The sequence below is a fragment of the Olsenella sp. An188 genome (assembly GCF_002160255.1).
Lineage (GTDB): Bacteria > Actinomycetota > Coriobacteriia > Coriobacteriales > Atopobiaceae > Thermophilibacter > Thermophilibacter avistercoris.
The window spans coordinates 125,179-149,933 of the sequence record NZ_NFKF01000005.1; the positions used below are offsets into that span (position 1 = coordinate 125,179).

The window sequence follows — 24,755 nt, forward strand, 5'->3', positions numbered from 1 at the left end:
CGGGTCCCGTCCCACCGACATCTTCAATCATTCTTTAGACTTGGCTCACGGTTTCTGAAGGGTCGCCCGCCATCATGGGGGGCACCCTCAGGAAAGGAGCGAGCGTGAACGTCATAGAGACGCACGGCCTCACCAAGCGCTACCGGAGCAAGCTTGCCGTCGACGGCCTCGACATGACCGTCGCCGCGGGCGACATCTACGGCTTCGTGGGCAGGAACGGCTCTGGCAAGTCCACCACGATGAAGATGGTCTGCGGCCTGGCGCGCCCCACGGCCGGCGAGGTCGTCCTCTTCGGCGACCCCGTGGGCGGCGGCGCCACCCCGCAGGGCTTCTCGCGCATCGGTGCCCTCATCGAGAGCCCCGGCGTCCTGGCCAGCCTCACCGCCCGAGACAACCTCGTTGCCAAGGCCCTCGCCCTCGGCCTCACGCACGCCGGCGCCGTTGCGGACGACCTGCTCGCGCTCGTCGGCCTCGACCCGTGCGACCACCGCCGCGTGAAGGCCTACTCGCTCGGCATGCGGCAGCGCCTGGGGCTCGCGCTCGCGCTTGTGGGCGCGCCCGACCTGCTGATGCTCGACGAGCCGTTCAACGGCCTCGATCCTGAGGCCACGCGCGCCATGCGCCTCGCCCTCGTGCGGCTCAACCACGAGCACGGGGTCACCGTCGTGATTTCGAGCCACGTCCTCGACCAGCTCGACCGCGTGGCCACGCGCTTCGGCGTCATCTCCGCGGGTCGCCTCACCGCGGAGTTCACCGACGTGGAGCTCCACGAGCGCTGCGGCAGCTCCGTGCGCGTGCGCCTCGCCCGCCCCGAGCGCGGCCTGGCCCTCCTCGAGCAGGCGCTCCCGTCCGCCGCCTTCCGCGCGGAGCCCGACGGTGCCCTCGTGGTCACGGGCTCCTCGCTCGACGAGGTGAGCTCCGCGTGCTTCTCGGCCGGCGTCGAGGTCCGCGAGCTCGCGACCGTCGAGCGCGACATCGAGGAGTACTTCGTCGAGCTCATGGGCGTGCAAAAGGGACAGGCACCTTCGCACGCTGAAGACGGTGAGGCCCGATGATGGCCCTGCTGCGCGCGGACGCCTATCGCGTCGTGCGCTCCCGCTGGGCCTGGGTGATCCTTGCCCTCATGGCGCTCCTGACGTTCGCTCCCGCCCTGCTCATGCGCTGGACGAGCATGGGCCCCGTCGCCTTCGACAGCCTCACCGGGTCGGCGCTGAGCCTCGGCGGCATCGAGATTCTTTCCTCCGTCATGGCGGCGATCGTGTGCAGCGACCGGAATGACATCGGCTTTGGCCGCTCGGTCCTCTCCTCGCTGAGCCGCCGCGGGCGCGTGGCGTGGTTTGTCGAGAAGTGCGCGTTCTCGGTCCTTCTCGCCATGGCCATGCTGGTCGTCGCGCTGGTGCTGGGGCTTATTGCCGTGCCGGTCTCCGGCGTGCCCGTCCTCGCTCCCGAGCCCGCGTGGCAGGTGGCGGTCTGGTTTGGCTGCAACTGGCTCGTGGGCTCGACCTACGCGGTGCTCACCGTGCTCGTGGCGCACCTCACTCGCAGCGAGGCGGTGACCATGGGCTTTGCGGTCCTCGCGTCCACGGGCGTGCTCGAGGGGGGCGTCGTCGTGGGGATCGACGCCCTCTGCTACCTTGCCGGGGGCAGCTTCCTCGACTTCTCCGCCGCCGTTGCCCCGTGGCTGCCCGCGCAGGTCGTCAGCGCCATCGGCGAGGGCGCCGGGGCGCTCCTCTCGGCGGACAACGCGGTGCGCCTGGCGCCGGCCGTCCGAGCGCTCGTCGTCTGCCTGCCGACCATCGTGGCGACCGTCGCCGCCGACGCGCTGCTCGTCTCAAGGAGGGATGTCGCATGATCGCCCTGCTCAGGTCCGACCTCTACCGTGTGGCCCGCTCGCGATGGCCGTGGGCGGTGCTCGCGCTCGTGGCGCTCGCCACCCTGGGCTCGGCCGTCTTCACGATCTGGTGGCCGCTCGAGCCCGGGGTCGTCTACGACGGCCTCACTACGAGCTCCGGCGCCCTCCGCCTCGCCGGTCGCGGCACGAGCATCGGGCTCGCTGTCATGGTCGCGCCATTCGTGGCCGCGCATCTCTCGACCGCCGACTCGGACTCCGGCTTTGACCGCACGCTCCTCTCGTCACTTCGTGGGCGCAGCGCCTTTTTTGCCGAGAAGTGCCTGCTCACAGTCATCCTCTCGGGCGCTGCCCTGCTCGCCTACCTCGCCCTCAGCGGCGTCGGGGCCTTCGTGACCATGCGCCCGGTGGCAAACGTCGAGCCGCTCTGGCAGATTGTTGTCTGGGCGGTCGAGGGATGGCTCGTGGCGTGCGCCTACGCATTCGTCGTGCTGCTCGTGGGCCAGCTCACGCGCAGCCGAGCGATAGCGTTCATCGTCGCCTTCCTGCTGCTCTCGGCTGTGTTCGAGCAGGGGTTCTTCTCGTTCCTCCTGCTCGTGAGCAACATGTTCGGCCTTGGCTGGAGACCTGCCCTGGAGGCGGCGCTGGCGTGGGCGCCCTACGTCACGATGCGCTCGATTGAGCAGGGCGCGGCCGCGATGCTCGCCGCCGACTCGACCGGCGTGGCCCCGGCCCTCCGCGCGCTCGTCGTCTGCGCGCCGCTCTGCCTCGCGTGCGCGGCGCTCTCGGCCGCCGTGGGCTCGAGGCGTGACGTGGCATGAGCCCGGACGCGCTCCTCGAGCCGCTCTACCACTGGCTCTACTCGGTGGCGGAATGGCTGCTCGCAGGCTCTAGGATGGAATGGCTGGGACGTGTCGTGGAGAGGTTTCGCATGGCAGAGGGACTCGTGCTCGTGGTGGCCATCGCGCTCGGCATGGGGTTTGGCGCGCTCTTCGTGCTCGCGTGCTACGCGAGCGAGCTCGCCCGACAGTCGCGCTTCCTCGTGAGCCGCGAGCGCGCGAGCAACGCGCGACTCACCTGCGGCAGTCGCCTGCCCGGGATGGTGGGCCTCGTGGATGCCGTGAACGCCGAGCTCGACGCGGCGGACGCCGAGCGCGTCGAGGCGCTGCGGGCAGCCGACGAGTTCTCCCGAGGGCTCTCCGCGCTCTCCCACGACGTGCGGACGCCGCTCACCGGGGCCCGTGGCTATCTGCAGCTCGCGCGCGAGGAGGCCGATCCCGGGCGCAAGGACGCCCAGCTCGCCGCGGCAGACGCCCGTCTCGCGGCGATGTCGGGGCTTCTCGACGAGCTCTTCTCCTACGCGCGCGCCGCCGACCCGGACACCCCGCTCGAGCTGGGGCCGGTCGCGCTGCGCCCGCTGCTCGAGCAGGTCCTCCTGGGCCACTATCCCGAGTTCGAGGCGCGTGGCTGGGAGCCCGCGCTCGAGGTGCGCGACCCCGCGCCCACGGTGCTCGCCGACCCCGACGCGCTCTCGCGCATCGCGGAGAACCTCGTGGCAAACGCGTTGAGGCACGGGAGCGGGCCGCTCTCCGTGCGGGTGGCGACGGGCGAGGGGGACCGCGTCGACGTGGAGTTCTCCAACCCGGTCGCCGACCCCGGCGCCATCGACGCCGATCGGCTCTTCGAGCGCTTCTACCAGGCCGACGCCTCGCGCGCGACGGCCGGCTCCGGCCTCGGGCTCGCCGTTGCCGCCCAGCTCGCCGCCGCCCAGGGGATGCGGCTCTCGGCTCGCCTCGACGGCGCCGCCCTTGTCATTACGCTAGCGATGCGAGGGGACGGCCCCTTCGCATCGTCGAGAGAGGAGACGCGATGATCGTCACCACCACCAACTCCGTCGAGGGGCACCAGATCGTGGAGTACCTGGGCATCGTCACCGGCGAGGCCGTGAGCGGCATCAACATGTTCCGCGACCTCGGCGCAGGGATCAGGAACGTCTTCGGAGGGCGCTCGGCGGGCTACGAGGAGGAGCTCCAGCAGGCCCGCAACGAGGTGCTCGACGAGATGCAGCAGCGCGCCGCCCAGCTCGGCGCCGACGCCGTCGTGGGCGCGAGCATCGGCTACGAGACCTTCGAGGGCATGATCATGACCTGCTGCTCGGGGACGGCCGTGCGCCTGCGCCGCGCCTAGGGCGGGCGACTCGGGCCTAGCGGACGAGCTCGTCGAGGCGAGGCTCGAGCTGAGGCGCCATCTCGTCCTCCGTCGTGCCGAGAAGGGCGACGGGATCGGCGATCGCCGCGCCGGGCAGCACGGAGCGCAGGTCCGCGAGAAGCGCCTCGCCGGGCTCCCCCGTGCTGTCCGCGAGCGTCACGACCAGCAGCACGGTGGAGCCCGTAAGGTCGTGCGGGCCGAACCGCGTGAGCGCATCGGCGACGACGCCCGGCAGCCGGCCGTCCGCGAGCGGCGTGACGAGCACGATGGCCTCGTGGAGGGCGGCGACGCTTTTCATGTCGGGCCCGACCACGAGCCCGTGCCGGAGCGAGCAGATCTCGCTGACCTGCAGCCGGCTCATGCCGGCACCGTGGCGCCCCGGCGGGAAGAGGCGCGAGGAGAGGAGCCCCTCGGCCACGCGCGCGGCGGCGGAGGCGGGGGAGGGCTCGGCCTCGACGGGGCTGCCGTCCGCCCCGGGCACGAAGCCCGCGCGCGACAGCCAGAGGATGCACGCGTGCCGGTCGTCCGGCAAGGGCCTGGCATTGATGGGCTGCATGCGGCTCCCTTCCGCGCGTGTGCTCGCGCGCCATTATCGCACTTGCCGAGCCTCCGCCCCCGCCTGCCGAACCGCCGATGGGGGGCGGGTGCGGGGTATAGTGAGGGTGATCGCCGGAAAGGAGACTCCCATGCTGCCCTTCGCCCTCGCCGTCCCCGCGCTCGCTCTGCCCGTGGTCGCCGCCACGCTCAGCCGTCCGTCCGCGCGCACGCTGGGGCTTGTGGCCGCGAGCTACCTGCTGGTCGCGGCGACGCTGCTCGCGGTGATCGCCGGCAACGCGACCGCCGAAGCCTCGACGGTGCTCGACACGGCCGAGGGCTGGCTCTACGTCGCGATCGGGCTGTTCGCGTGGGCGAGCGCGTTCTCCGCGGTTGCCGTGGCCCGCTACCTCCGCGCTCGCGGAGGGGTCTCTCACAGCTAACGTACATTCTACGCGGGGTGCGTCTCGCCCAGCTGGGCAGACGCCGCTCGCTGCGCGCGGGACGCGCGCAAATCCGCGACCCCCAGAGCACGCAAGCCGGGGCTTTCTTGCCGCGCGTCCGCCTCGCTTGGCGACGGGCGGGCCGTTCGGCCGGAGTGCGCCGTCGCCGACCGCGCACACCCTCTCATTTTGGCGAGCGGCACCCCAAAAAAGGAAAGGTGTGCGCGGTCGCCCCTCCCATAGGGGCCGCAACGGCGTCGCGTGGGTTGCCGGCCCGTCGCGCCCCACGTGATATGCTGGCCGAGGAAAAAACACGGAGGGGGCCGCATGGACTACATCACGGTCGCGGAGGCCGCCCGTCGCTGGGGCGTCACCGCGCGCCTCGTGCAGGGCTACTGCGCGCGCGGTCGCGTTGATGGCGCCGAGAAGTTCTCCGGCTCGTGGCGCATACCGGCGGACGCTCCCAAGCCGCGCGACCTGCGCTGCGGCGGGTCGGCGGCGGACCGCGGGCAGGGGGCGGCTAGCGCCTCGATGGGCGGCCTCATGCCGCTCATGAACACGCCCTTCGCCCCCGGTGGCGCCCGGGCGGTGGTGGAGGGCCTCGCCGACGGGGCGCGCCGGGACATCGCCCGTGCCGAGCTGGCCTACTTCACCGGCCTCGCCGACGAGGCCCTTGCCGCCGCCGAACCCCACCTCGGCAGCGAGGACCTCGGAGTCCGCCTCTCAGCCAACCTCATCTGCGCCTACGCCAACCTCCCGCTCGGCAGGATCGATCGGACGCGCGGAGCGCTCGAGGCCGTGCGCGGCGCCGTGGCGGAGGCGTCCGAGAGGGACCCGCGGCTGCGGGCCGCCGAGGGCTTCGTCGCGCAGGCGGCGAGCGTGCTGCTGCACCTCCCCGCGCCCGACCCCGTGCCCGAGGCGCGCGAGGTCATGCCCCTCCTGCCGCCGGGCCTGCGCGCCTTCGCCTTCTACGTGCAGGCGCACGCCGCCTACCTGTCCGGGGACCATGCGCGCAGCCTCGGCGTGGCCGAGACCGCCCTTCTGGGATGGGGGACGTCTATCCCATCCCGGCCATCTACCTGCACCTCGTCGCCGTCATGTCGGACATGGCCCTCAGGCGACCCGACGTGGCGCGCGCCCACCTGCTCGCTGCCTGGGAGCTCGCCCGCCCCGACGGCCTGATCGAGCCGCTGGCCGAGCACCACGGCCTCCTCGGCGGTATGCTCGAGGCGGCGATCAAGCCCGCCTGGCCCGACGACTTCCGCCGCATCATCGACATCACCTACCGCTTCTCCGCGGGATGGAGGCGCGTGCACAACCCCGCCACCGGCGACGACGTGGCCGACAACCTCACCACCACCGAGTTCGCGACCTGCATGCTCGCGGCGCGCGGGTGGAGCAACGCCGAGATCGCAGCGCACATGGGGATATCGCCCAACACCGTGAAGGGCTACGTCTCCGCTGCGCTGAGAAAGCTCGGGATCACGCGCCGCCGCGACCTGTCGCGCTTCATGCTGTCGTAGCCCCTCGCGCCCGCCGTCACCGCGACAACTCGCGTGAAATAACGCGCAACTCGTGCGCACGCGCCCCGCCGCCCGCCCCGGGGCGGTATCACATTCTCGGACGAAGGGATGTGAGTGCACATGAGCAAGAGCTTCTCAACAGCAAGCAACGTCGCCTACGCGCTGCGCGCCATGCGCAGCCACCTTGGCTGGGGCGCGGTGGCAGTGTGCGCGGCCGGCGTGGCGCTCGGCGTCGCGCTGCCCTTCCTGGGCGCGGCGCTTCCCAGCTTCGTGGTGGGAATCCTCGCGAGCGGCCTGCCCGCGCCGGCCGCGCTCGCGCTTCTGGCCGTCTACGTGGCCGCCTACCAGCTCGCCCGCGTGGGCCAGGCGTGGTCGGGCAACCACCGGCGCGGCGCCTGTGGCAACGTGCGCACCGCGCTGATGGGCAGCTACCTTTCCGCCGTCCTGACCGCGGACTACGACTACCTCCAGACCGAGGAAGCCAAGCAGGGGCTGGGCGCCTGCCAGACCTGCTTCTTCAACGGTCCCGACAGCGGCTCGGAGGCGCTGCTCGCGGGGCTCTTCGACCTGCTCACCAACCTGGGAGGCGTCCTGGCCTACGGCGTCATCGTCGGCTGGGGCCGCCCGGCGCTTCTCGCCTTCCTCGTGGCGGTGTCCGTGCCCGCCGTCGTGGCCGCGGTGGTCCGCCAGCGCCGCGAGCCCGCGCGCCTTGACGAGGAGCTGGTCTCCCTGGGGCAGTACGACCACCTCGTCGGCGAGGCCCTCTCGCCGAGAAGCGCCAAGGACGTGCTGGTCTACCGCATGCGCTCCATCATGTCGGGCGAGCTCGACGCCGTCACGGAGCGCGTTCGCCGCGTCTGGGCCGGCCAGTGGCGCGACGAGGAGGTCGCCGGGCTCGTCTCGGTGGCGTGCTCGCTGGCGCGCGACGCCGTGGCCTATGCGCTGCTCGTGGGCATGGTTGGCGGCTTCGGCGCGTGGATGAGCGGCCTGTTCGACGCCCTCACCCGCATGGTGCAGAAGAGCTCGCAGGTCAGCGCCTGGCGCGCCTTCGAGCGCTCGTGCCAGCCCCGGCCGCGGTCCGTGGCCGCGCTGCCCACGGCCGGGCGCGCCCACGAGATTTCCTTCGACCACGTCTGCTACTCCTACGACGGCGAGAAGGACGCGCTGCACGACCTCACCCTCACCATCGGCGCGGGCGAGAAGGTCGCGCTCGTGGGCCCCAACGGCGCCGGCAAGACGACGCTCGTGAAGCTCGCGTGCGGCCTGGTCGAGCCCACCTCCGGGCGCGTCGCGATCGACGGCGTGGACGTGCGCGAGCTCGACCGGCAGGCCCTATTCGCGGAGCTCGCGGTGGTCTTCCAGGACCCCGCGGTCTTCTCGATACCGCTGGCCGACAACGTGGCCTGCGCCTGGGACTCCGCGGGCGGCGACACCGCCCGCCTGGAGGCGGCGCTCTCGCAGGCCGACCTGCTCGACAAGGCGCGCTCGCTGCCGCGAGGCCTGGCCACCTACCTGGGACAGGACGTCGACGACGACGGCGTGACGCTCTCCGGCGGCGAGACCCAGCGGCTCATGCTGGCCCGCGCGCTCTACGAGGACGCTCCGGTCGTGATCCTGGACGAGCCCACCGCCGCGCTCGACCCCATCAGCGAGGCCGAGGTCTACGCCGGCTTCGACCGGATGGTGGCCGGCAAGACCGCGATCTACATCTCGCACCGCATGAGCAGCTGCCGCTTCTGCGACCGAATCGTCGTCTTCGACGGCGGGCGGATCGTGGAGACGGGCTCCCACGAGGGGCTTCTCGCCGCCGGCGGCCTCTACGCGAGGATGTGGGAGGCCCAGGCCGCCTACTACGTGGACGGCGAGAAGGGCGCGGACGCCGGGAGGGGCTAGCGCGGCGGGGGCGTCCGGCAGCGCGCGGAGTGCACCCCAGGTGGACGGAGCACCCCGACTCCGGCCCGGGCCCCAGGCCCCCGCGTCTCTGGAAGCGCCTCCCGTGCCGCGAACCCCGTGCGATTGGGCGCGATGTTTGATGGGCTGGCGAGAAAAGCCGTGCGATTGGGTGCGTCTTTTGATGCCCAGGCGGCAAAAACCCAGGTAGCGAGCGCGCGGTTCTTCTCGCCATATCAGACATCGCACCCAATCGGGCATGGTTTGGGGCAAAACGGCGCCCGGCGCGGACGCGCGGGCCCCGGCCGGGCGCGACTTGAGCCGGGACGGCGCCCGGCGCGGACGCGCTCCCCGGAGCGCCGGTTCTTCTCGCCGCGCGTGAATTATCTGCCGAGATGTGGGTACCATGTAGAAGTTTGCTATGATTCAAAGGCTGTGAAACCCGCGGGCGTGGTGGAACTGGTAGACACGCTGGATTTAGGTTCCAGTGGGGGAGACCCCGTGAAGGTTCGAGTCCTTTCGCCCGCACCACGCAAGGCAAGATGGCGGGGCATCCCGCCGGGCACGAGACACTGGAGGAACGTTGAAGATCACCGTCACCGCTGAGAAGCCCGTCGACGACAAGCTGGCCGCCGAGGTCACCGTCGCCGCCGCCGACGTCGACAAGGCAATCGCCAGGACCTACAAGGACATCGCCAAGAAGTACAACTTCCAGGGCTTCCGCCGCGGCCACGCCCCGCGCCCGGTGATCGACGGCATCATCGGCCGCGAGGCCGTCCTCGCCCAGGCCACCAACGACCTGCTCGCCGCCGTCGAGCCCATGATGCTCGAGGAGCTCGACGTCACCCCGGTGGGCCGCGTGAGCTTTGGCCCCGAGGGCGCCGACCCCGAGCTCGCCGCCCAGGGCGCCGACTACGTGGTCACCGCCACCATCGGCGTGCGCCCGGCCGCCGAGCTCACCTCCTACGACGCCCCCGAGATCAACCTCCCGCCCGAGGAGGCCACCGAGGCCGAGATCGACTGGCAGATCGACCAGCTGCTCTCCTACCAGGTGACCTACGAGGACGTCGAGGAGGACCGCGAGGTCGTCCCCGGTGACATCGTCTCCGTCGACATCGAGAACGTCGAGGGCGCCGGCCACCTCGCGGGCAAGAACCGCATGCTCGCGCTCGACGGCCAGCAGATTCCCGAGCAGCTCCAGGAGGGCATCGTCGGGATGAAGAAGGGCGAGGAGAAGGCCATCGAGTGGACCCGCACCCACGAGCACGAGGGCGAGACCCACTCCCACACCTTCTCCGTCAAGGTGACGCTCAACGCCATCAAGAAGGCCGTCAAGCCCGAGCTCACCGACGAGATCGCCAAGAAGTACGGCTACGACGACGTCGCCGCCTTCCGCGAGGCCGTCAAGGAGGAGATCGAGGGCGACAAGAAGACCACGATCCCCAACCTCAAGGAGGACCGCGTCGTCGAGGCCGTGGGCAAGCTGCTCGACCTCGAGACCGTGCCCGAGGCCTACCAGAACGAGATCTTCAACGAGCTCGCCTCCGAGTTCCTCGCCCAGCTGCAGCGCCAGAACGTCAGCCTCGACATGTTCCTGCGCGCCCGCGGCCTGAAGTCCGACGACTTCATCGCCGACCTGCGCGTCCAGGCCGAGGAGCGCGCCCGCCAGTCCCTCGCGCTTGACGCCCTGGCCGCCAAGCTCGGCGTCGAGGCCACCGAGGACGACGTCCGCGCCGAGTTCGAGCGCGCCGGCGTCGAGGACGTCGACGCCTCCATCAAGCAGTGGAAGGACGAGGGTCGCCTGCCGGCCATCCGCGACTCCATCCGCCGCACCAAGGCCCTCGACTGGCTCGTCGAGAACGCCAAGGTGAACGTCGTGGACGAGGTTGCCGAGCGCGCCAAGGCCGAGGGCGAGAAGTCCGAGGACGCCGACGCCGAGTAGCGCCGCACCCATGGCAACGTGCGCCCCGGACGAGCACGCCGCTCGCCCGGGGCGCTTACCAATGAAGGAGAGCACATGCACCAGCCGACCAACATCCCGCTCATCCCCTACGTCGTCGAGCAGACGCCGCGCGGCGAGCGCAGCTACGACATCTACTCGCGCCTGCTCAACGACCGCATCGTGTTTCTCGGCGAGGAGGTCACGCGCGACTCCGCCAACCTCGTGATCGCGCAGCTCCTCCACCTCGAGAGCCAGGACCCCGACAAGGACATCGCCCTCTACATCGACTCCCCGGGCGGCGACGTCTACTCCGGCCTCGGCATCATCGACACGATGAACTTCATCAAGCCCGACGTCTCCACCATCTGCGTGGGCATGGCCGCCTCCATGGGCGCCGCCATCCTCGCGAGCGGCGCCAAGGGCAAGCGCCTCGCCCTGCCCAACGCTATGGTGCTCATCCACCAGCCGAGCTCCGGCGTCCAGGGCCAGCAGACCGACATCCAGATCGTGGCCGACGAGACCCGCTGGATTCGCAACCGCCTCAACGAGATCCTCGCCGAGGCGACGGGCCAGCCCATCGAGCGCATCAACGCCGACACCGAGCGCGACAACTACATGCGCGCCTCCGAGGCTTGCGCCTACGGCCTCGTCGACAAGGTCATCACCTCCCGCGCCGAGCAGACCCAGGAGTAAGCCACATGGCAGGCAACGACCAGTTTGACGGCATGGGGACCATGGGCGCGGAGATGCGCTGCTCGTTCTGCGGCAAGACCCGCAGCCAGGTGAGCAAGCTCATCGCCGGGCCCGGGGGCGTCTACATCTGCGACGAGTGCGTGCACGCGTGCTCCGACATGATCGACGAGGTCGACCTCGAGCCCCAGGAGGACGCCGAGCCCGAGGAGGGGAGCCTCCCCATCAAGAACCTCCCCACGCCGCACGAGATCTACGACGAGCTCTCCCAGTACGTCATGGGCCAGGAGAGCGCCAAGCGCGCCATGAGTGTGGCGGTCTACAACCACTACCGCCGCATCCTCTCCGGAAACGACGAGGTCGAGGAGGGCGAGGAGGAGGTCGAGATCGCCAAGAGCAACATCCTCCTGCTCGGACCCACGGGCACCGGCAAGACGCTGCTCGCGCAGACGCTCGCCCGCTTCCTCGAGGTGCCCTTCGCCATCGCGGACGCGACCACCCTCACGGAGGCGGGCTACGTGGGCGAGGACGTGGAGAACATCCTGCTCAAGCTCATCACCGCCGCCGACGGCGACGTGGAGCGCGCGCAGGTGGGCATCGTCTACGTGGACGAGATCGACAAGATCGCCCGCAAGGCCGAGAACCTCTCCATCACCCGCGACGTCTCCGGCGAGGGCGTGCAGCAGGCGCTGCTCAAGATCCTCGAGGGCACCGAGGCGAGCGTGCCCCCGCAGGGCGGCCGCAAGCACCCCCAGCAGGAGCTCATTCGCATCGACACCACCAACATCCTGTTCATCTGCGGCGGCGCCTTCGTCGGCCTCGACAAGATCGTGGCGGACCGCATCGGCAAGAAGGGCGTCGGCTTTGCGGCCGAGGTCGCCGGCAGCGCCGAGCAGAACGAGGACGAGCTCATGGCCCAGGTCATGCCGCAGGACCTCCACAAGTTCGGCATGATCCCGGAGTTTTTGGGCCGCATCCCGGTCATCACCTCCACGCGCGAGCTCACCGAGCCCGACCTCGTCTCCATCCTCACCCAGCCGAGAAACGCGCTCGTCAAGCAGTACAAGCGCATGTTCGAGCTCGAGGGCGTGGAGCTGGTCTTCGAGGACGAGGCGCTCGTGGAGATCGCCCGTCAGGCGCTCGAGCGCGGCACCGGCGCGCGCGGCCTGCGCGCCATCTGCGAGGCCACGCTGCAGGACACGATGTTCGACCTGCCGAGCGACCTCGACATCACGAAGGTCGTGGTGACGCCCGAGAGCGTCGGCGGCAGGGAGCAGCCGCGCCTCGTGACCACCGCCCACGGCAAGCACCGCCTGGCGGGCTGACAGCCGGGGCGGGGCAACCCGTCCCACCTGAGTACGACGAGCTCGGGGCGTCACCGACTATCGGTGGCGCCCCGTCTTCGTGAATGTCGCCGTGTTCCGACTGCGGTGAAAGCGGCAGTTGGTGCCCGGCCCCAACCTACAGGTTCGCGCCGCCGAGGCCCATGTAGGCGGTGATGATGGCGCGGCGGCGCTTGCTGCCGGCCGGGCAGACGCGGTCGAAGGCCGGCATGATGCCCTTGTAGAGGGCGATGACCTGCAGACGCTTGGCAAGCCCGGCCGCGCTCGCGCGCGAGTCCTCCAGCTGGCCGCGAATCTCGTCCAGGTAGGGGGAGTGCATCGCGTAGCGCCAGAAGTTGTCCGCGCGGTCCGCGTCCGGATAGAGCCAGGGGCGGTTGTCCGGGCCCGCGAAGTGGATGATGGCGGGGTCCGCCGCGGCCTCCTCGTACTCGGCGCGCACGTCGGCCGGCGCGTTGGAGACGATGTGGGTGCGGCGCAGGTGCTGCCAGTCCATGAGGTAGTTCCAGCGCATGTGCACGCGCACGTAGTTGCCGTTGACCACGCGGTTGAGCACGTCCTGGTCGAGCCAGCGCCACATGCGCTGCGTGGAGAGGGCGAGAAACTCCTCCGGGCTCACGGTGCGCCTCAGCTCGGCGAGGTTCATGAGCAGCACGCCCGCCTGGAAGTAGTCGTGGGGGTCGCGCATCCCGAGCTCGTTTTTCAGGTAGGGGCCCACCGTGGCGTCGTAGCCCTCGATCTGGCCGATCGTGTCGGCGTCGCGCGTCGCGGCGAGCGGGTAGCCGGTCACGTCCACGTCGAAGAGCCCCGCGATGTCCTTCTCGACGATGAGGTCGGAGTCCAGGTAGATAGCCTTGTCCACGTTGGGGAGCAGCTGCGGCGCGAGCAGGCGGTAGTAGGTCTCGGGCCGGAAGTGCCCGTGGTGGGGGAGCTCGATGTCGCCGAGCGCGGCGTCGACGTCCAGAAAGCCGATGCCCACGTTGTCGGACTTCACCTGGCGGGTGAGCGTGATCATGGACGCCGGCGAGATGTCGCGCGTGAGCACGATGATGTCGTAGCGTCGGCTCGCGCACGCGTTCTCGACGATAGACTGCGTGGCCACCGACAGGTACGGCACGAAGTTCTCGCTGCACGCAAAGACGACGACCACGTCGCTGAGCGGAAGGTCGAGGTCAACGGACGAGCTTGCGAGCATCGTGGAGGAGAGCGGGTTCCTCACGTGCGTTGTCTTGCGCAGTGGCTTCATGGGTCCTCTTCGCGCCGCCTTCAGAGTCTCGTCAACTCTACCATTCGGGCGCGGCACCCACAAACGGCGAGAAGAACCTCCAGACGGCGCGCCACGCGTGCCTTAGGGGAGAAGGACCCGCCCGGCGTTTGCGGCGAGAAGGGCGCGCACGTCGTCCTCGTCCGCTCCGCGGGCGGCCGCGACGCGGGCGACGGCGCGCTCCAGGGAGGCGACGAGGTCCTCGGCGCCGAGCGCGGAGCCCCGCTCGGGCGGCAGGTCGGTCTCGCTGAGCAGCAGCTCCCCCGGCAGCACGCGCGCGTACTCGCGCCCGCGCCGGGTGGCGAGGGCGCGCTCGCCCATCGAGAAGAGGCACCCGAGCCGCGCGGCGCGCCAGAGCTCCTCGGAGGTGCCGGAGAACCAGTGCAGGACGCAGCGGCAGCGCTCGGCGGCCCCCGTGCGCTCGAGGACGTCGAGCGCGTCGCCCGCCGCGCGCACCGCGTGGACGGACAGGACGTGCGGGGCCTCCGGGTCGCTCGCGCGGGCGGCCGCGTCGCAGACGAGCTCGAAGGCGTCGAGCTGGGAGCGGTAGGTCGCCGCGTGGCGCGGCGACGCGTCGAGCCCGACCTCGCCCACCCAGCGGACGCCCGTCAGCAGCTCGCAGAGGGCGTCGGCGTCGCGAGCGTCTCGGACCCACCACGGGTGGAGGCCGGCCGCGAGCGCCACGTTCTTCTCGCCAGCCAGCGCGTCTCTGAGGCGCAGGTACTCGGCCGGGGTCACCGTGACGGCCAGCATGCCGGCGCCGAGCCGCGCCGCGCGCTCGGCCACCTCTCCCGCCTCGGCGAACCACCCCAGGTGCACGTGCATGTCATAGAGCTGATGCCCGCTCACGGCCCTCCCTCCGTCCGTCCAGCCTAGTCTAGCGCGCGCCCCGGCGGGAACCGGCCCCGATTGGGCGGCATGTTTGATATGGGTGCGCCTGCCGGGGGAGCGCCGTCACCGACGTTGGGATGGGCATGGCCTCTGAGCTGCGCTTTCCTGGGGTCGTTCTTCTCGCCTGCCGAGCTCTGCGCGCCACCGCATCAAACATGCCACCCAATCGCGCCCCCTTTCTGGCGAGAAGCGCCCTGGCCCGGGAGCGGGGAGGCCCAAACGCACAATCACCCCCGTTTTTTGGCGGAGGCGGGCGCGCCCCGGTGCGGGGCCGGCCGTCGCGCCGCCCGCGCGCGTGCTATCCTGTTACACCGATACGAACGCGCACCACGAGAGGACAAGCCGTGGAAGAGATGCCCAAGACCTACGACCCCGCAACCGCCGAGCCCGAGCTCATCAAGGCCTGGGAGAGCGCCGGCTGCTACCAGCGCAGCAAGGGGGTGGGGGACTGCACCGTCGTGATCCCGCCGCCCAACGTCACGGGCATCCTGCACATGGGCCACGCGATGGACGACACGATCCAGGACACCTTCGTCCGCTACAGCCGCATGCGCGGCCGTTCCACCCGCTGGATCCTGGGCACCGACCACGCCGGCATCGCCACGCAGACCAAGGTTGACAAGAAGCTTAAAGAAGAGGGCATCTCCCGCCTGGAGATTGGGCGGAGCAAGTTCCTCGACGCCTGCTGGGACTGGACGCGCGAGTACGGCGGCACCATCGTCTCCCAGATCCGCCGCATGGGCTGCTCCATCGACTTCTCCGACGAGAAGTTCACGATGAGCCCCGAGTTCTCCCGCGCGGTGCGCAAGGTCTTCTGCGACTGGTACCACGACGGCCTGATCTACCGCGGCAAGCGCATCGTCAACTGGTGCCCCTCCTGCTGCACCGCCATCTCCGACGACGAGGCCGAGTACAAGGACGAGAAGGGCCACCTGTGGTACCTGCGCTACCCGCTCGTGGAGCCCGTCGACGGCGTTGAGTACGTGACCGTGGCCACCACGCGCCCGGAGACCATGCTCGGTGACACGGGCGTGGCCGTCTCGCCGTCCGACCCGGACAAGGTCAAGCTCGTGGGCGCCAAGGTCATGCTGCCCATCGTCAACCGCGAGATCCCGATCTTCGCTGACTGGCACGTGGACGCGGGCTTCGGCACCGGCTTCGTCAAGGTGACGCCGGCCCACGACCCCAACGACTTTGCGATGGGCCAGGCCCACGACCTCGAGCAGATCAACGTCTTCGACGAGCACGCCGTGGTGGTGGACGGCTACGGCGAGTTCAGCGGCATGACGCGCGACGAGTGCCGCGAGGCCGTGGTTGCGTGGTTCGAGGAGCACGGCCTGCTCGAGAAGATCGAGGAGCTCGACCACTCCGTCATGCACTGCTACCGCTGCGACACCGCGCTCGAGCCCTGGCTCTCCGAGCAGTGGTTCGTGGCCGTGGACAAGCTTAAACAGCGCGCCACCGAGGTCGTGAAGTCCGGCGAGGTGACCTTCCACCCCGAGCGCTGGACCCAGACCTACCTCACCTGGATGGACAACCTCAAGGACTGGTGCATCTCGCGCCAGCTGTGGTGGGGCCACCGCATCCCCGTGTTCTACTGCGAGGACTGCGGCTGGGAGGATGCCCTCATGGAGGACGTGGACACGTGCCCCAAGTGCGGCGGGCACCACGTGCACCAGGACGAGGACGTGCTTGACACCTGGTTCTCCAGCCAGCTGTGGACCTTCGCCACGCAGGGCTGGCCCGACGACACCTCCGAGCTCGCCGAGCACCACCCCACCAAGGTCCTCGTGACCGCGCGCGACATCATCGCGCTCTGGGTGGCGCGCATGATCATGAGTTCGCTCTACTTCACCGACGAGGTGCCCTTCCACGACGTCTACATCTACGCCACGATCCTGGCCAAGGACGGCAGCCGCATGTCCAAGTCCAAGGGCAACGGCGTCGACCCGATGGAGCTCATGGAGAAGTACGGCGCGGACGCCATGCGCTACAACCTCCTCACGCTCATCACCAACAACCAGGACGTCAAGTTCGACGCCAACATCGACAAGAAGACCCACAAGCTCGTCGACAGCCCGCGCACCGAGCAGGCCCGTGGCTTCGTGACCAAGATCTGGAACGCGAGCCGCTTCGTCCAGATGAACCTCGAGGGCTACGAGCCGGGCGCGCCCGCCGCCGTGACGCCCGAGGACGCGTGGATGCTCAGCCGCCTGGCGCGCGCCGTCGCGCACGCGACCGAGCAGCTGGAGACCTACGCCTTCGGCGACTACGCGCGCGAAATCCAGAGCTTCTTCTGGGGTGACGTCTGCGACTGGTACATCGAGCTCTGCAAGGGCCGCCTGCTCGACGGCAGCGCCGAGGAGAAGCTCCAGGTCCAGCGCAACCTCGTCTTCGTGCTGGACACCTGCATGCGCCTGCTGCACCCCGCCATGCCGTTCGTGACCGAGAGCGTCTGGGACGCCCTGCCCGCCAGCGGCCTCGACGCGCACGACGCGCGGTTCCTCATGGTCGCCGCCTGGCCGGAGCCCGAGCGCTACGCCGGCTTCGTCAACGACGCCGCCGAGCGCGACTTCGAGCTCGCCAAGCGCGTCATCTCCTGCGTGCGCTCCACGCGCGCCCGCTACCGCCTCTCGCCGCGCGCCGAGCTCGACGTGGTGGTGCGCTGCGGCGCCGAGGACGCGGCGGTTCTCGCCGGCCAGGAGGGCTTCGTGCGCTCCGTGGGCCACGTGGGCTCCTTCGCGGCCGGTGCGGACGCCGAGAAGCCCGCGGGCTCGGTCTCCGTGGCCGACGGCTCGCTCGAGATCTTCGTCTGCGTGGGCGACCTCGTCGACCTCGCCGCCGAGTCCGCGCGCCTCGCCAAGGAGCTCGCGAAGGCCGAGAAGGACCTCGCGGGCGTGGAGCGCACGCTCGCCAACGAGGGCTTCGTCGCCAAGGCCGCGCCCGAGGTCGTGGAGAAGAAGCGCGCGCAGGCCGCCGAGCTCGCCGCCACGATCGAGCAGCTCAAGGCGCAGATCGAGGACTTCGCGTAGGTCCTTGCGCGCAGGGGAGGCCCGCCGGGCTTCTCGCAGGCTCACTTCGCTTCGCTCAGAAGTCGCCTGCCGAGAAGCCCGGTGGGCCTTCGCGTTGTGGCCCTCGCTCGGGCGGGGGTGTGGGTCTGTAGGAGCTTGCCGACAGTTTGGGGCGGGAAAGTGTCGGCAGGCTCCTACACGGCGCGGCTTGTAGGCACGTGCCGACACTTCCGGTCGCAAAAGTGTCGGCAAGCTCCTACACCGCTCAAACCGTTGGCGCAACCGGTTGACGGGCGCGGTGAAACGTCAACCTCCGCTCGCTTGAGCGCCCCGACGTGAGATTCCATACTGGGGGCGGGCACCAGACCGCTCTCGCTCTCTCCTGGGAGGTCGACATGGATCCGCACGTCAACATCGGAAGGACCATCGCGCGCGAGCGCAGGGCCGCGCACGTCACGCAGGGGGCGCTCGCCGATCACCTCGGCGTGAGCAAGGCGGCTGTCTCCAAGTGGGAGCTCGGCCTGAGCGTCCCGGACGTCGCCCTGCTGCCGCGCATCGCCGCGTACTTCTCGCTCACCATCGACGAGCTCTTCGACTGGAGGGCGCGGCTCAGCGAGGAGGAGGCCGCGGCGGTCTTTGCCCGGGTGTGCGCGGAGGGGCGCGAGGACGCCCCGGCGGCGCGGGGGCACCTGAGGCGCGCCGTGTCGGAGCACTTCTCGGACTGGAACCTCCTGCTCATGATGTCCTCCCTGCTCACCACGTGGTCCGCGCTGGCCGAGGGGGAGGGCGACGCCGCGGGGGCCGAGAGCCTGCGCGACGAGGCGCTCGAGCTCCTCGACCGCGTGCTCGAGGGCGCCGACGACCCCGTGACGCTCGCGCTGGCCCGGCAGTCCCGGGCAACGGCGCTCTTCTCGGCGGGCGACGCCGAGGGCGCGGCGGCGCTGCTCGAGCCGCTCGTGCGCCGCCACGACGACGCCACGGCGACGATGCTGCTCGCGAGCTGCTACCGGCGGCTCGGCCGCGACGAGGAGGCCTGGGAGCTCCTGGAGATGCGCTGCCTCTCGGCGGGCATGTTCGTGCTGACGGCGCTCCTGCAGCAGATCGGCATGAGCGGGGACCCCTCCTTCGTCCGTGCCGCCGCCGGGGCCGCCCGCCGCGTCGGCGACGCGCTCTCCCTCGAGTCGCTCAACCCGCTCTATCCGGTGACGCTCGAGGCCGAGACGGCGGACGCCCTGCTCAGGTCTGGCGAGAAGGACGAGGCGCTCGCGGCCCTCTCTCGCGCGGTCGACGCCGCGGAGCGCCTGGGGGAGGGAGGCGGTGCCGAGGGGGTGACGCTCTTCCCGCATGCGCGCGACCGGCTCGAGGCGTCGCGCGTCGGCGAGGCGTGGGCGGACCACAAGCGCGCGCAGCTCGACGAGGCGGTTCTCGCCGCCCGGGCGTCGCTTGCCGAGCGCCTTGCCGACCCGGCGTGGGAGGCCCTGGTGCCCGGGGCGTCGCTCGACTCGCTCCGCTCGCGCGTCGAGGCTTGGAACTAGGCGACGGCGGGGATATACTTGCGCGGTCACAGGACGGAGGGAGCGCGCATGGACGCTGCTTTGCAGGTACGCGACCTTGCCTTCGGGTACGGGGACGTGCCCGTCTGGGAGGGCGTGAGCTTCTCGCTTGCGCCCGGTGAGGTGGCGTTTCTTACCGGCCCCAACGGGGCGGGGAAGTCGACGCTCTTTCGCTGCCTGGCGGGCTGGCTCGCGCCGCACGAGGGCGAGATACGCCTCCTGGGCAGCCCCTTCACCGGCCGCACGCGCCTGGAGCCGGGCACGCTCTCCTTCGTGCCCGACGTGCCCACCTTCTACGACGACCTCACGGCTGTCGAGCACCTCGAGCTCGTGCTAGCCGCAAACCGCGCCGACGCCGCCCGCCCGCGCGCGGAGGGGCTGCTCGAGCGCTTTGGGCTGACGGGCCGCGAGACGCTCCCGCCGTCGTCGTACTCGCGCGGCATGCGCGAGAAGCTCGCCCTCGTGCTCGCCCTCGCGCTGCGCCCCCGCGTCCTGCTGCTCGACGAGCTGCACGGCCCGCTCGACCGCGAGGCGTCGCTCGTCCTCTCCGAGGAGATCGCCGCCGCGGCGCACGACGGGACGGCCGTGCTGCTGAGCTGCCACCACGACGTCCCCGGCCTCGTGCCCGACCTCTCGCTCGAGCTCGCCGACGGCGAGCTTGTCGTGGCGGGGGCCTAGCGTGGGCGCTCGCGGCCCCCTGGGCCTCATCGTGCGCCTCGAGCTGCGCCACGCGAGGAGCGACCTGCGCTTCCTGCTGTTTGCGGCCGGGACGGACATCGACGAGGACCGCGACTTCCTGGAGCGCGCCTACCAGCTCTACCTGCTGGCGATCTTTGCGGTGGTGCTCGCGCTCTCGTGGGGGCAGGTCGTCTACCTCGTGGAGGGGATGCGCGACGCCCTGGGGCAGGTGGCGGGCGCGCTCGCCATGGCCCTCGTCGCTCTCGCCCCGGCCGCGGCGCTCGCCGCCTGGTCGCTCTGCGCCCTGAGGGAGACGCCGCTTCGCCTCACCGGGCCCGACATCGCCTGGCTCGCCCGCGCCGTTCCCCCGCGCGCCCTGCTCGCCGTCCAGCTCGTCCGGGGCGTTGTCGTGACCGCCCTGGTCGGGGCCCTGGGGGCCTACCTGCTCGGCGTGCTCGCGCTCGCCCCGAGCCGGCTCGCCTGGGCCGCGCTCGGCGCCGCGGTGATGCCCGCCGCGCGCCTTCTGGCCACCCTCGTCGGCCTGGCGAGAAGCGCCTCTCCGCGGCGGCTCCGCCTCGCGGTCACGCTCGCCTCCGGCGCGCTCGCCGCGCTTCTCGCCGTCGCCCTGCTCGTCGCCCTGCCCACGCTCGTCTTCCTCGCGGGCCTCGCCCTCGTTCCCGCCGCGCTCGCCCTCGACGCCGCCGCGGCCGCCTGCGCGCTCCTTCTCGCCTCCCGCGCCGACATGGCCTTCGTCGTGGACGACAACGAGCTCTACGCCGCACGCCGCTCGCTGCGCTTCCTCGCCCTCGTCGACTCCGGGGCCTACCGCGAGGCGTACCGCCGCCGTCGCCTGGGGCGCCGTCCCCGGGCGAGAAGGACCTGGCGCTTCTGGGGCGGGCCCGCCGCGGCCGTCTCCCACGCCCTCGCGAGCCTGGTGCGCGACCCGTCGGCGCTGCTGGGGATCCTCTCGTGGGGGGCGCTGCTCGTCCCGATGGGGGCGCTGCTCGTCGCGGCGCGGGTCAACGTGGGCGTGCTGCTCTCGTGGTACCTCTGCGCGACGCTCACCCTGCGCGAGCCGTGCCCGCTCGCCCGCGTCTTCCGGGAGGACTGCCGAAACCGCCTCGTCCGCGCGCAGCTGCCCATGGGGACGCTCCAGCTCCTCGCGCTCGACTCGCTGCCCGCGCTCGTGGTGGCGCTGGCCGCCTCTGCGGCGGTTATCGCCCTGGCGGCCGGCGCGCTCGGGGAGGGCACGGCGGTGCCGACCGTCCTTCTCGCCTGGGCCATGCTCGCCGCGCTCACGCTCTCGGCGGCCTTCGACGACCCGCGTCGCGCGCGGGGCTCGGGCTCGCTTCGGGCGACGGGCTTCGTGTGCGGCGCGCTGTCCCTGTTCGCCGTCGGGCTCGCGGGGCTGCTCGGCACCCTCCCGGCGCTTGCGTGCGCGCTTGCGGTGGACGTCCTTCTCGCCTGCGCCCTGCGCGACTGACGCCCTACTCCCAGCCCAGGAGGTCGCGGATCACGCGGCTCGCGAGCATCTGGCCCATGATGGGCGGCAGGTAGCTCATCGTGCCCAGAAGTGGCCCCTCGCGCATCCACCGCTCGTCGGAGATGGCCTCCATGCGCACCGGCTCCTCGTCGGAGAAGAGCACGCGCAGGCCGCGGATGCCGCGGCGGCGGCACTCCTTTCGCATCACGCGCGCGAGCGGGCAGTTGACGGTCTCCTCGATCCGCGCGAAGCGCAGCCGGCACGGGTCGAGCTTGTTGGCCCCGCCCATCGCGGAGAGCTCGGGCACGCCGCGCTCCTGGCACCAGGCGGCCAGGCGCAGCTTCTGCGCCACGGTGTCGATGGCGTCCACCACGTAGTCGAGCTCGCCGAGCGCCCCCATCTGCTCGCCTAGCGCGTCCTTGTCGAGAAACGCGTGCACGGCGGTGACGTCGGCGCCCGGGTTGATGTCGAGCGCCATGGCCCGCATGACCTCGGCCTTGGGGCGGCCGAGGGTGCTGGTGAACGCGAGCGCCTGGCGGTTGATGTTGCTCGGGGCCACCACGTCGCGGTCGAGCAGCACAAGCCGTCCCACGCCGCCGCGCGCGAGCGCCTCCGCGCAGGATGAGCCCACGCCGCCGAGGCCGATCACGGCCACGCGCGCCCGCGCGAGCCGCTCGAGCCCCTCGTCCCCGACGACGAGCCGCAGCCTGTCCGTTGCCGTCTCCGCCACGGTGCCTCCGTCCCTCTCGCCCTGCCATGCCGCCCAAGAGTGTACGACACGCGGCCGGCGCGCCCGCACGTTACCGCTCGGAGAACGCTTCCGGCGGCGGCGCTCCACTCTGGTAGAGTGCGTGCAAACACCCGCGGAGGGGGGCGCCATGCACAGAGAGTTCCTGATGGGCAACGAGGCCATGGCCGTGGGCGCGCTCGCGGCGGGCGTGGACGTGGTGGCCGGCTACCCCGGCACGCCGTCCACGGAGGTCCTGGAGACCGTGGCGCGCAGAAACCCCGGCCACGTCTACGTTGAGTGGTCGGTCAACGAGAAGGCGGGACTGGAGGTGGCCGCCGGCGCGGCGTACGCGGGCGCGCGCAGCCTCGTCACGATGAAGCAGGTGGGCCTCAACGTCGCCTCCGACCCGCTCATGAGCCTCTCCTACGTTGGCGTCAAGGGCGGCATGGTGGTCCTCGTGGCCGACGACCCCGGCCCCATCTCGTCCCAGACCGAGCAGGACACGCGGACCTTTGCCGCCTACGCCAAGCTCCCCCTGCTCGACCCGTCCGACCCGCAGGAGGCCTACGAGATGATGGGCGAGGCCTTCGAGCTCTCCGAGGAGCTGGGCTGCCCCGTGATCGTGCGCCCGACCACGCGCGTGGACCACGGCTCGGCCGACGTGCTGGTGGCGGACGAGGGGGACTGGGCGCGCCGCACCCCGGAGGGCTTCGTGCGCGACCCGGGCCGCTGGGTCATCTTCCCGGCGCTCTCCGTGCGCGCCCACGCGGCCATCGAGGCCCGCGACGCCGAGCTCTCGCGCCGCCTCTCGTCCTACGCGAGAAACGCGGTGCGCCAGACGGCCGGCCCGGACGCGCGCCCGCGCCTCGGCGTGGCGACCCATGGCATCAGCGCCACCTACGTCGACGAGGCCCTGCGCGAGGGCGACGACGTGCGCGTCCTGCGCGTGGCGACGCCGTACCCCTTCCCGGACGACCTCGCCGAGAGGTTCCTCGACGGCCTTGACGAGGTGCTCTGCGTGGAGGAGCTCGACCCCGTGATCGAGCGCGCCCTCATCGCGACCTGCGGCCGCCGTGGCCTTCACGTCACGATCCGCGGCAAGCTCACCGGTGACATCCAGCCCTCAGGCGAGAACACCGTTGAGAGCGTGAGCGAGGCGCTCGACCGGTTCCTGGGACGAAAGCCGGCGGGTTCTTCTCCGCGCGCAGTTCCGCATGAGCCGGAGGCGCCAGTGGCGCCTCCGTGCGAAGAGGATTGTCTGAGCACGGAGAAGAACCCGCCGGCGCCCCCGCAGCTCCCGGTCCGCCCGCCCGTCCTCTGCGCCGGCTGCCCGCACCGCGCGAGCTTCTACGCCGTCAAGCGCGCCATGCGCGGCCGCAAGGCCGTCTTCTGCGGCGACATCGGCTGCTACACGCTCGGCAACGCCGCCCCGCTCGACATGGTGGACACGTGCCTGTGCATGGGGGCGGGCATCAACATCGCCCAGGGCGTCACGCGCGTGGAGCCCGACACGGCCGCCTTCGCCTTCGTCGGCGACTCCACCTTCTTCGCCTCGGGCATCACCGGCGTGGTCAACGCCTTCTACAACCAGGCCAACATGACGCTCGTCGTGCTCGACAACTCCACCACCGCCATGACCGGTCACCAGCCGCACCCGGGCACGGGTCGCACGATGATGGGCCAGGTCGTGGAGAGGGTCTCGATCGAGCGCGTCCTTCTCGCCATAGGGCTCAGGGTCGTGGAGACCGTGGACCCGCTCGACCTGGACGCGGCCGTCGCCACCGTGCGGCGCGTGGCCGAGGAGCCGGGCGTCAAGGCCATCGTCTTCCGCAGCCCCTGCGTGGTCCTCGCCCGTCCGCAGGCGAGAAGCACCGTGGACGCCGAGAGGTGCGTGGGCTGCCTGCGCTGCGTGCGCGAGCTGGGCTGCCCGGCGCTCGTGCCGGACGCCGCCACGGGCAAGGTGGCCATCGACGCCGCGCAGTGCACGGGCTGCACCCTCTGCGAGCAGCTCTGTCCCACGCACGCCATCTCGGGAGGTGAGCGCCCGTGAGCGCCCGCGAGAAGGACCGCGCCGCCGCAGGCTCCGGTGGCGGCGCAACGTCAACCAGCATCGTGCTCGCCGGTGTGGGAGGGCAGGGGACCATCCTCGCCTCCAAGCTGCTCGCGCGCGCCGCGATGGCGCGCGGCCTGCAGGTGCGCACGGCGGAGACCATCGGCATGGCGCAGCGCGGCGGCTCGGTGGTGAGCCACGTGCGGATCGGCGACGGCGCGAGCTCCCCGCTCGTGGGGCCCGGGCGCGCCGATGCGCTCATCGCCTTCGAGCCGGCCGAGGCCGCCCGCCAGCTCTCCTACCTGCGGAGCGGCGGCACGCTCGTCACGAGCGACGCGCCCGTCGTGCCCGTCTCGGCCGCCACGGGCGGGCCCGCCTACGACCTGCCGGCCGTGATGGCCTACCTGCGCGCGAGCGTCGCGCCCGAGCGCCTCGTGGTCGTGGACGCCGCGGCCGCCGCGCGTGGGCTCGGCACCACCCGCGCGCTCAACGTGGTCCTTCTCGGCGCCGCCGCGCGCGCCGGGGCGATCGGCCTCACGGCAGACGATCTGGCCGCCGCGGTCCGCGACGTGGTGGCCCCGCGCTTCGTCGACCTCGACCTCGCCGCCCTGGCGACGCGCTGGGACCGCCCCATCGCCCCATGAGACGAAAGGACCGCCCCCCTCGATCCCTCCCT

At 71.4% G+C, this 24,755-nt stretch carries 22 protein-coding genes and 1 tRNA gene; 19 read left to right on the forward strand and 4 right to left on the reverse strand.

Features of this window, described 5'->3' with window-relative positions; genetic code table 11:
- Positions 1 to 104: 104 nt before the first annotated feature.
- From B5F23_RS06850 to B5F23_RS06870, 5 genes are read left to right on the forward strand one after another with little or no spacing between them, the layout of a single operon-like run.
- Positions 105 to 1,055, forward strand: coding sequence for an ABC transporter ATP-binding protein (locus tag B5F23_RS06850; protein ID WP_087353078.1), 951 nt, complete (start codon positions 105 to 107; stop codon positions 1,053 to 1,055).
- A complete protein-coding gene (locus B5F23_RS06855; protein ID WP_087353080.1) occupies positions 1,055 to 1,852 on the forward strand; it encodes a hypothetical protein in 798 nt (265 codons plus the stop codon). The genes B5F23_RS06850 and B5F23_RS06855 overlap by 1 nt, the downstream gene beginning before the upstream one ends.
- Entirely contained in the window at positions 1,849 to 2,670 is an 822-nt protein-coding gene (locus B5F23_RS06860) for a hypothetical protein (RefSeq protein WP_087353082.1), read from the forward strand. Before B5F23_RS06855 ends, B5F23_RS06860 begins: the two co-directional genes overlap by 4 nt.
- Complete coding sequence (locus B5F23_RS06865) at positions 2,667 to 3,722, forward strand: sensor histidine kinase (RefSeq protein WP_241145821.1); 1,056 nt, start codon at positions 2,667 to 2,669, stop codon at positions 3,720 to 3,722. The genes B5F23_RS06860 and B5F23_RS06865 overlap by 4 nt, the downstream gene beginning before the upstream one ends.
- Positions 3,719 to 4,036 carry a YbjQ family protein gene (locus B5F23_RS06870; protein WP_072370345.1) on the forward strand — a complete coding sequence of 106 codons (318 nt, stop codon included), beginning with the start codon at positions 3,719 to 3,721 and terminating at the stop codon, positions 4,034 to 4,036. Before B5F23_RS06865 ends, B5F23_RS06870 begins: the two co-directional genes overlap by 4 nt.
- 16 nt (positions 4,037 to 4,052) lie before the next feature.
- On the opposite strand, the gene B5F23_RS06875 is transcribed toward B5F23_RS06870, so the two are convergent.
- Positions 4,053 to 4,613, reverse strand: a complete 561-nt coding sequence (locus tag B5F23_RS06875) for a hypothetical protein (RefSeq protein ID WP_087353086.1) — start codon at positions 4,611 to 4,613, stop codon at positions 4,053 to 4,055.
- 130 nt (positions 4,614 to 4,743) lie between these two features.
- Here B5F23_RS06875 and B5F23_RS06880 point away from each other — a divergent pair, with 130 nt between their 5' ends.
- From B5F23_RS06880 to clpX, 8 genes are all read left to right on the forward strand, one after another.
- Complete coding sequence (locus tag B5F23_RS06880; RefSeq protein ID WP_087353087.1) at positions 4,744 to 5,034, forward strand: hypothetical protein; 291 nt, start codon at positions 4,744 to 4,746, stop codon at positions 5,032 to 5,034.
- 327 nt (positions 5,035 to 5,361) lie between these two features.
- Positions 5,362 to 6,216, forward strand: a complete 855-nt coding sequence (locus B5F23_RS09990; protein WP_241145822.1) for a helix-turn-helix domain-containing protein — start codon at positions 5,362 to 5,364, stop codon at positions 6,214 to 6,216.
- Positions 6,162 to 6,557 (forward strand): helix-turn-helix transcriptional regulator, encoded by a 396-nt coding sequence (locus B5F23_RS06890; RefSeq protein WP_206392309.1) that lies wholly within the window; start codon positions 6,162 to 6,164, stop codon positions 6,555 to 6,557. Before B5F23_RS09990 ends, B5F23_RS06890 begins: the two co-directional genes overlap by 55 nt.
- Before the next feature lie 120 nt (positions 6,558 to 6,677).
- The gene (locus B5F23_RS06895; RefSeq protein ID WP_087353091.1) at positions 6,678 to 8,450 is read left to right on the forward strand and encodes an ABC transporter ATP-binding protein; all 1,773 of its coding nucleotides are present in this window, start codon (positions 6,678 to 6,680) and stop codon (positions 8,448 to 8,450) included.
- A gap of 441 nt (positions 8,451 to 8,891) precedes the next feature.
- Positions 8,892 to 8,978 (forward strand) — tRNA-Leu (locus tag B5F23_RS06900).
- Positions 8,979 to 9,030: 52 nt separating this feature from the next.
- Positions 9,031 to 10,389: a trigger factor gene (gene tig / locus B5F23_RS06905; RefSeq protein WP_206392310.1), complete on the forward strand. Its 1,359-nt coding sequence runs from the start codon at positions 9,031 to 9,033 to the stop codon at positions 10,387 to 10,389.
- A 75-nt stretch (positions 10,390 to 10,464) separates the two neighbouring features.
- Positions 10,465 to 11,082, forward strand: coding sequence for an ATP-dependent Clp protease proteolytic subunit (locus B5F23_RS06910; protein WP_087353093.1), 618 nt, complete (start codon positions 10,465 to 10,467; stop codon positions 11,080 to 11,082).
- A 5-nt stretch (positions 11,083 to 11,087) separates the two neighbouring features.
- Positions 11,088 to 12,404, forward strand: coding sequence for an ATP-dependent Clp protease ATP-binding subunit ClpX (gene clpX / locus B5F23_RS06915; RefSeq protein ID WP_087353095.1), 1,317 nt, complete (start codon positions 11,088 to 11,090; stop codon positions 12,402 to 12,404).
- A gap of 136 nt (positions 12,405 to 12,540) precedes the next feature.
- Here the strand turns inward: clpX and B5F23_RS06920 are convergent, their stop codons facing one another.
- Positions 12,541 to 13,665: a glycosyltransferase family 8 protein gene (locus B5F23_RS06920; RefSeq protein WP_241145823.1), complete on the reverse strand. Its 1,125-nt coding sequence runs from the start codon at positions 13,663 to 13,665 to the stop codon at positions 12,541 to 12,543.
- Between the two features lie 102 nt (positions 13,666 to 13,767).
- Complete coding sequence (locus B5F23_RS06925) at positions 13,768 to 14,532, reverse strand: TatD family hydrolase (protein ID WP_241145824.1); 765 nt, start codon at positions 14,530 to 14,532, stop codon at positions 13,768 to 13,770.
- 386 nt (positions 14,533 to 14,918) lie between these two features.
- Here B5F23_RS06925 and B5F23_RS06930 point away from each other — a divergent pair, with 386 nt between their 5' ends.
- From B5F23_RS06930 to B5F23_RS06945, 4 genes are all read left to right on the forward strand, one after another.
- Positions 14,919 to 17,606 carry a valine--tRNA ligase gene (locus B5F23_RS06930; protein ID WP_087353099.1) on the forward strand — a complete coding sequence of 896 codons (2,688 nt, stop codon included), beginning with the start codon at positions 14,919 to 14,921 and terminating at the stop codon, positions 17,604 to 17,606.
- A gap of 374 nt (positions 17,607 to 17,980) precedes the next feature.
- Positions 17,981 to 19,120 (forward strand): helix-turn-helix domain-containing protein, encoded by a 1,140-nt coding sequence (locus B5F23_RS06935; protein WP_087353101.1) that lies wholly within the window; start codon positions 17,981 to 17,983, stop codon positions 19,118 to 19,120.
- A 48-nt stretch (positions 19,121 to 19,168) separates the two neighbouring features.
- Positions 19,169 to 19,816: an ABC transporter ATP-binding protein gene (locus tag B5F23_RS06940; protein ID WP_087353102.1), complete on the forward strand. Its 648-nt coding sequence runs from the start codon at positions 19,169 to 19,171 to the stop codon at positions 19,814 to 19,816.
- A gap of 1 nt (position 19,817) precedes the next feature.
- On the forward strand, positions 19,818 to 21,299 hold the full coding sequence (locus tag B5F23_RS06945; protein ID WP_087353103.1) for a hypothetical protein: 1,482 nt from the start codon (positions 19,818 to 19,820) through the stop codon (positions 21,297 to 21,299).
- Positions 21,300 to 21,303: 4 nt separating this feature from the next.
- Here B5F23_RS06945 and B5F23_RS06950 read toward each other — a convergent pair whose 3' ends face one another.
- Positions 21,304 to 22,029, reverse strand: a complete 726-nt coding sequence (locus B5F23_RS06950; RefSeq protein ID WP_241145825.1) for a tRNA threonylcarbamoyladenosine dehydratase — start codon at positions 22,027 to 22,029, stop codon at positions 21,304 to 21,306.
- A 148-nt stretch (positions 22,030 to 22,177) separates the two neighbouring features.
- Here B5F23_RS06950 and iorA point away from each other — a divergent pair, with 148 nt between their 5' ends.
- Together iorA and B5F23_RS06960 are read left to right on the forward strand one after the other, a co-directional pair.
- Positions 22,178 to 24,079 carry an indolepyruvate ferredoxin oxidoreductase subunit alpha gene (gene iorA / locus B5F23_RS06955; protein ID WP_087353107.1) on the forward strand — a complete coding sequence of 634 codons (1,902 nt, stop codon included), beginning with the start codon at positions 22,178 to 22,180 and terminating at the stop codon, positions 24,077 to 24,079.
- Positions 24,076 to 24,723, forward strand: a complete 648-nt coding sequence (locus B5F23_RS06960) for an indolepyruvate oxidoreductase subunit beta (protein ID WP_087353109.1) — start codon at positions 24,076 to 24,078, stop codon at positions 24,721 to 24,723. Before iorA ends, B5F23_RS06960 begins: the two co-directional genes overlap by 4 nt.
- Positions 24,724 to 24,755: the final 32 nt, after the last annotated feature.

Coding starts and splice junctions, on each gene's coding strand:
- B5F23_RS06855 (WP_087353080.1), top strand. CDS start 1,055: ATGGCCCTGCTGCGCGCGGACGCCTATCGCGTCGTGCGCTCCCGCTGG.
- B5F23_RS06860 (WP_087353082.1), top strand. CDS start 1,849: ATGATCGCCCTGCTCAGGTCCGACCTCTACCGTGTGGCCCGCTCGCGA.
- B5F23_RS06865 (WP_241145821.1), top strand. CDS start 2,667: ATGAGCCCGGACGCGCTCCTCGAGCCGCTCTACCACTGGCTCTACTCG.
- B5F23_RS06870 (WP_072370345.1), top strand. CDS start 3,719: ATGATCGTCACCACCACCAACTCCGTCGAGGGGCACCAGATCGTGGAG.
- B5F23_RS06875 (WP_087353086.1), bottom strand. CDS start 4,613: ATGCAGCCCATCAATGCCAGGCCCTTGCCGGACGACCGGCACGCGTGC.
- B5F23_RS06880 (WP_087353087.1), top strand. CDS start 4,744: ATGCTGCCCTTCGCCCTCGCCGTCCCCGCGCTCGCTCTGCCCGTGGTC.
- B5F23_RS09990 (WP_241145822.1), top strand. CDS start 5,362: ATGGACTACATCACGGTCGCGGAGGCCGCCCGTCGCTGGGGCGTCACC.
- B5F23_RS06895 (WP_087353091.1), top strand. CDS start 6,678: ATGAGCAAGAGCTTCTCAACAGCAAGCAACGTCGCCTACGCGCTGCGC.
- B5F23_RS06910 (WP_087353093.1), top strand. CDS start 10,465: ATGCACCAGCCGACCAACATCCCGCTCATCCCCTACGTCGTCGAGCAG.
- clpX (WP_087353095.1), top strand. CDS start 11,088: ATGGCAGGCAACGACCAGTTTGACGGCATGGGGACCATGGGCGCGGAG.
- B5F23_RS06920 (WP_241145823.1), bottom strand. CDS start 13,665: ATGAAGCCACTGCGCAAGACAACGCACGTGAGGAACCCGCTCTCCTCC.
- B5F23_RS06935 (WP_087353101.1), top strand. CDS start 17,981: ATGGATCCGCACGTCAACATCGGAAGGACCATCGCGCGCGAGCGCAGG.
- B5F23_RS06940 (WP_087353102.1), top strand. CDS start 19,169: ATGGACGCTGCTTTGCAGGTACGCGACCTTGCCTTCGGGTACGGGGAC.
- iorA (WP_087353107.1), top strand. CDS start 22,178: ATGCACAGAGAGTTCCTGATGGGCAACGAGGCCATGGCCGTGGGCGCG.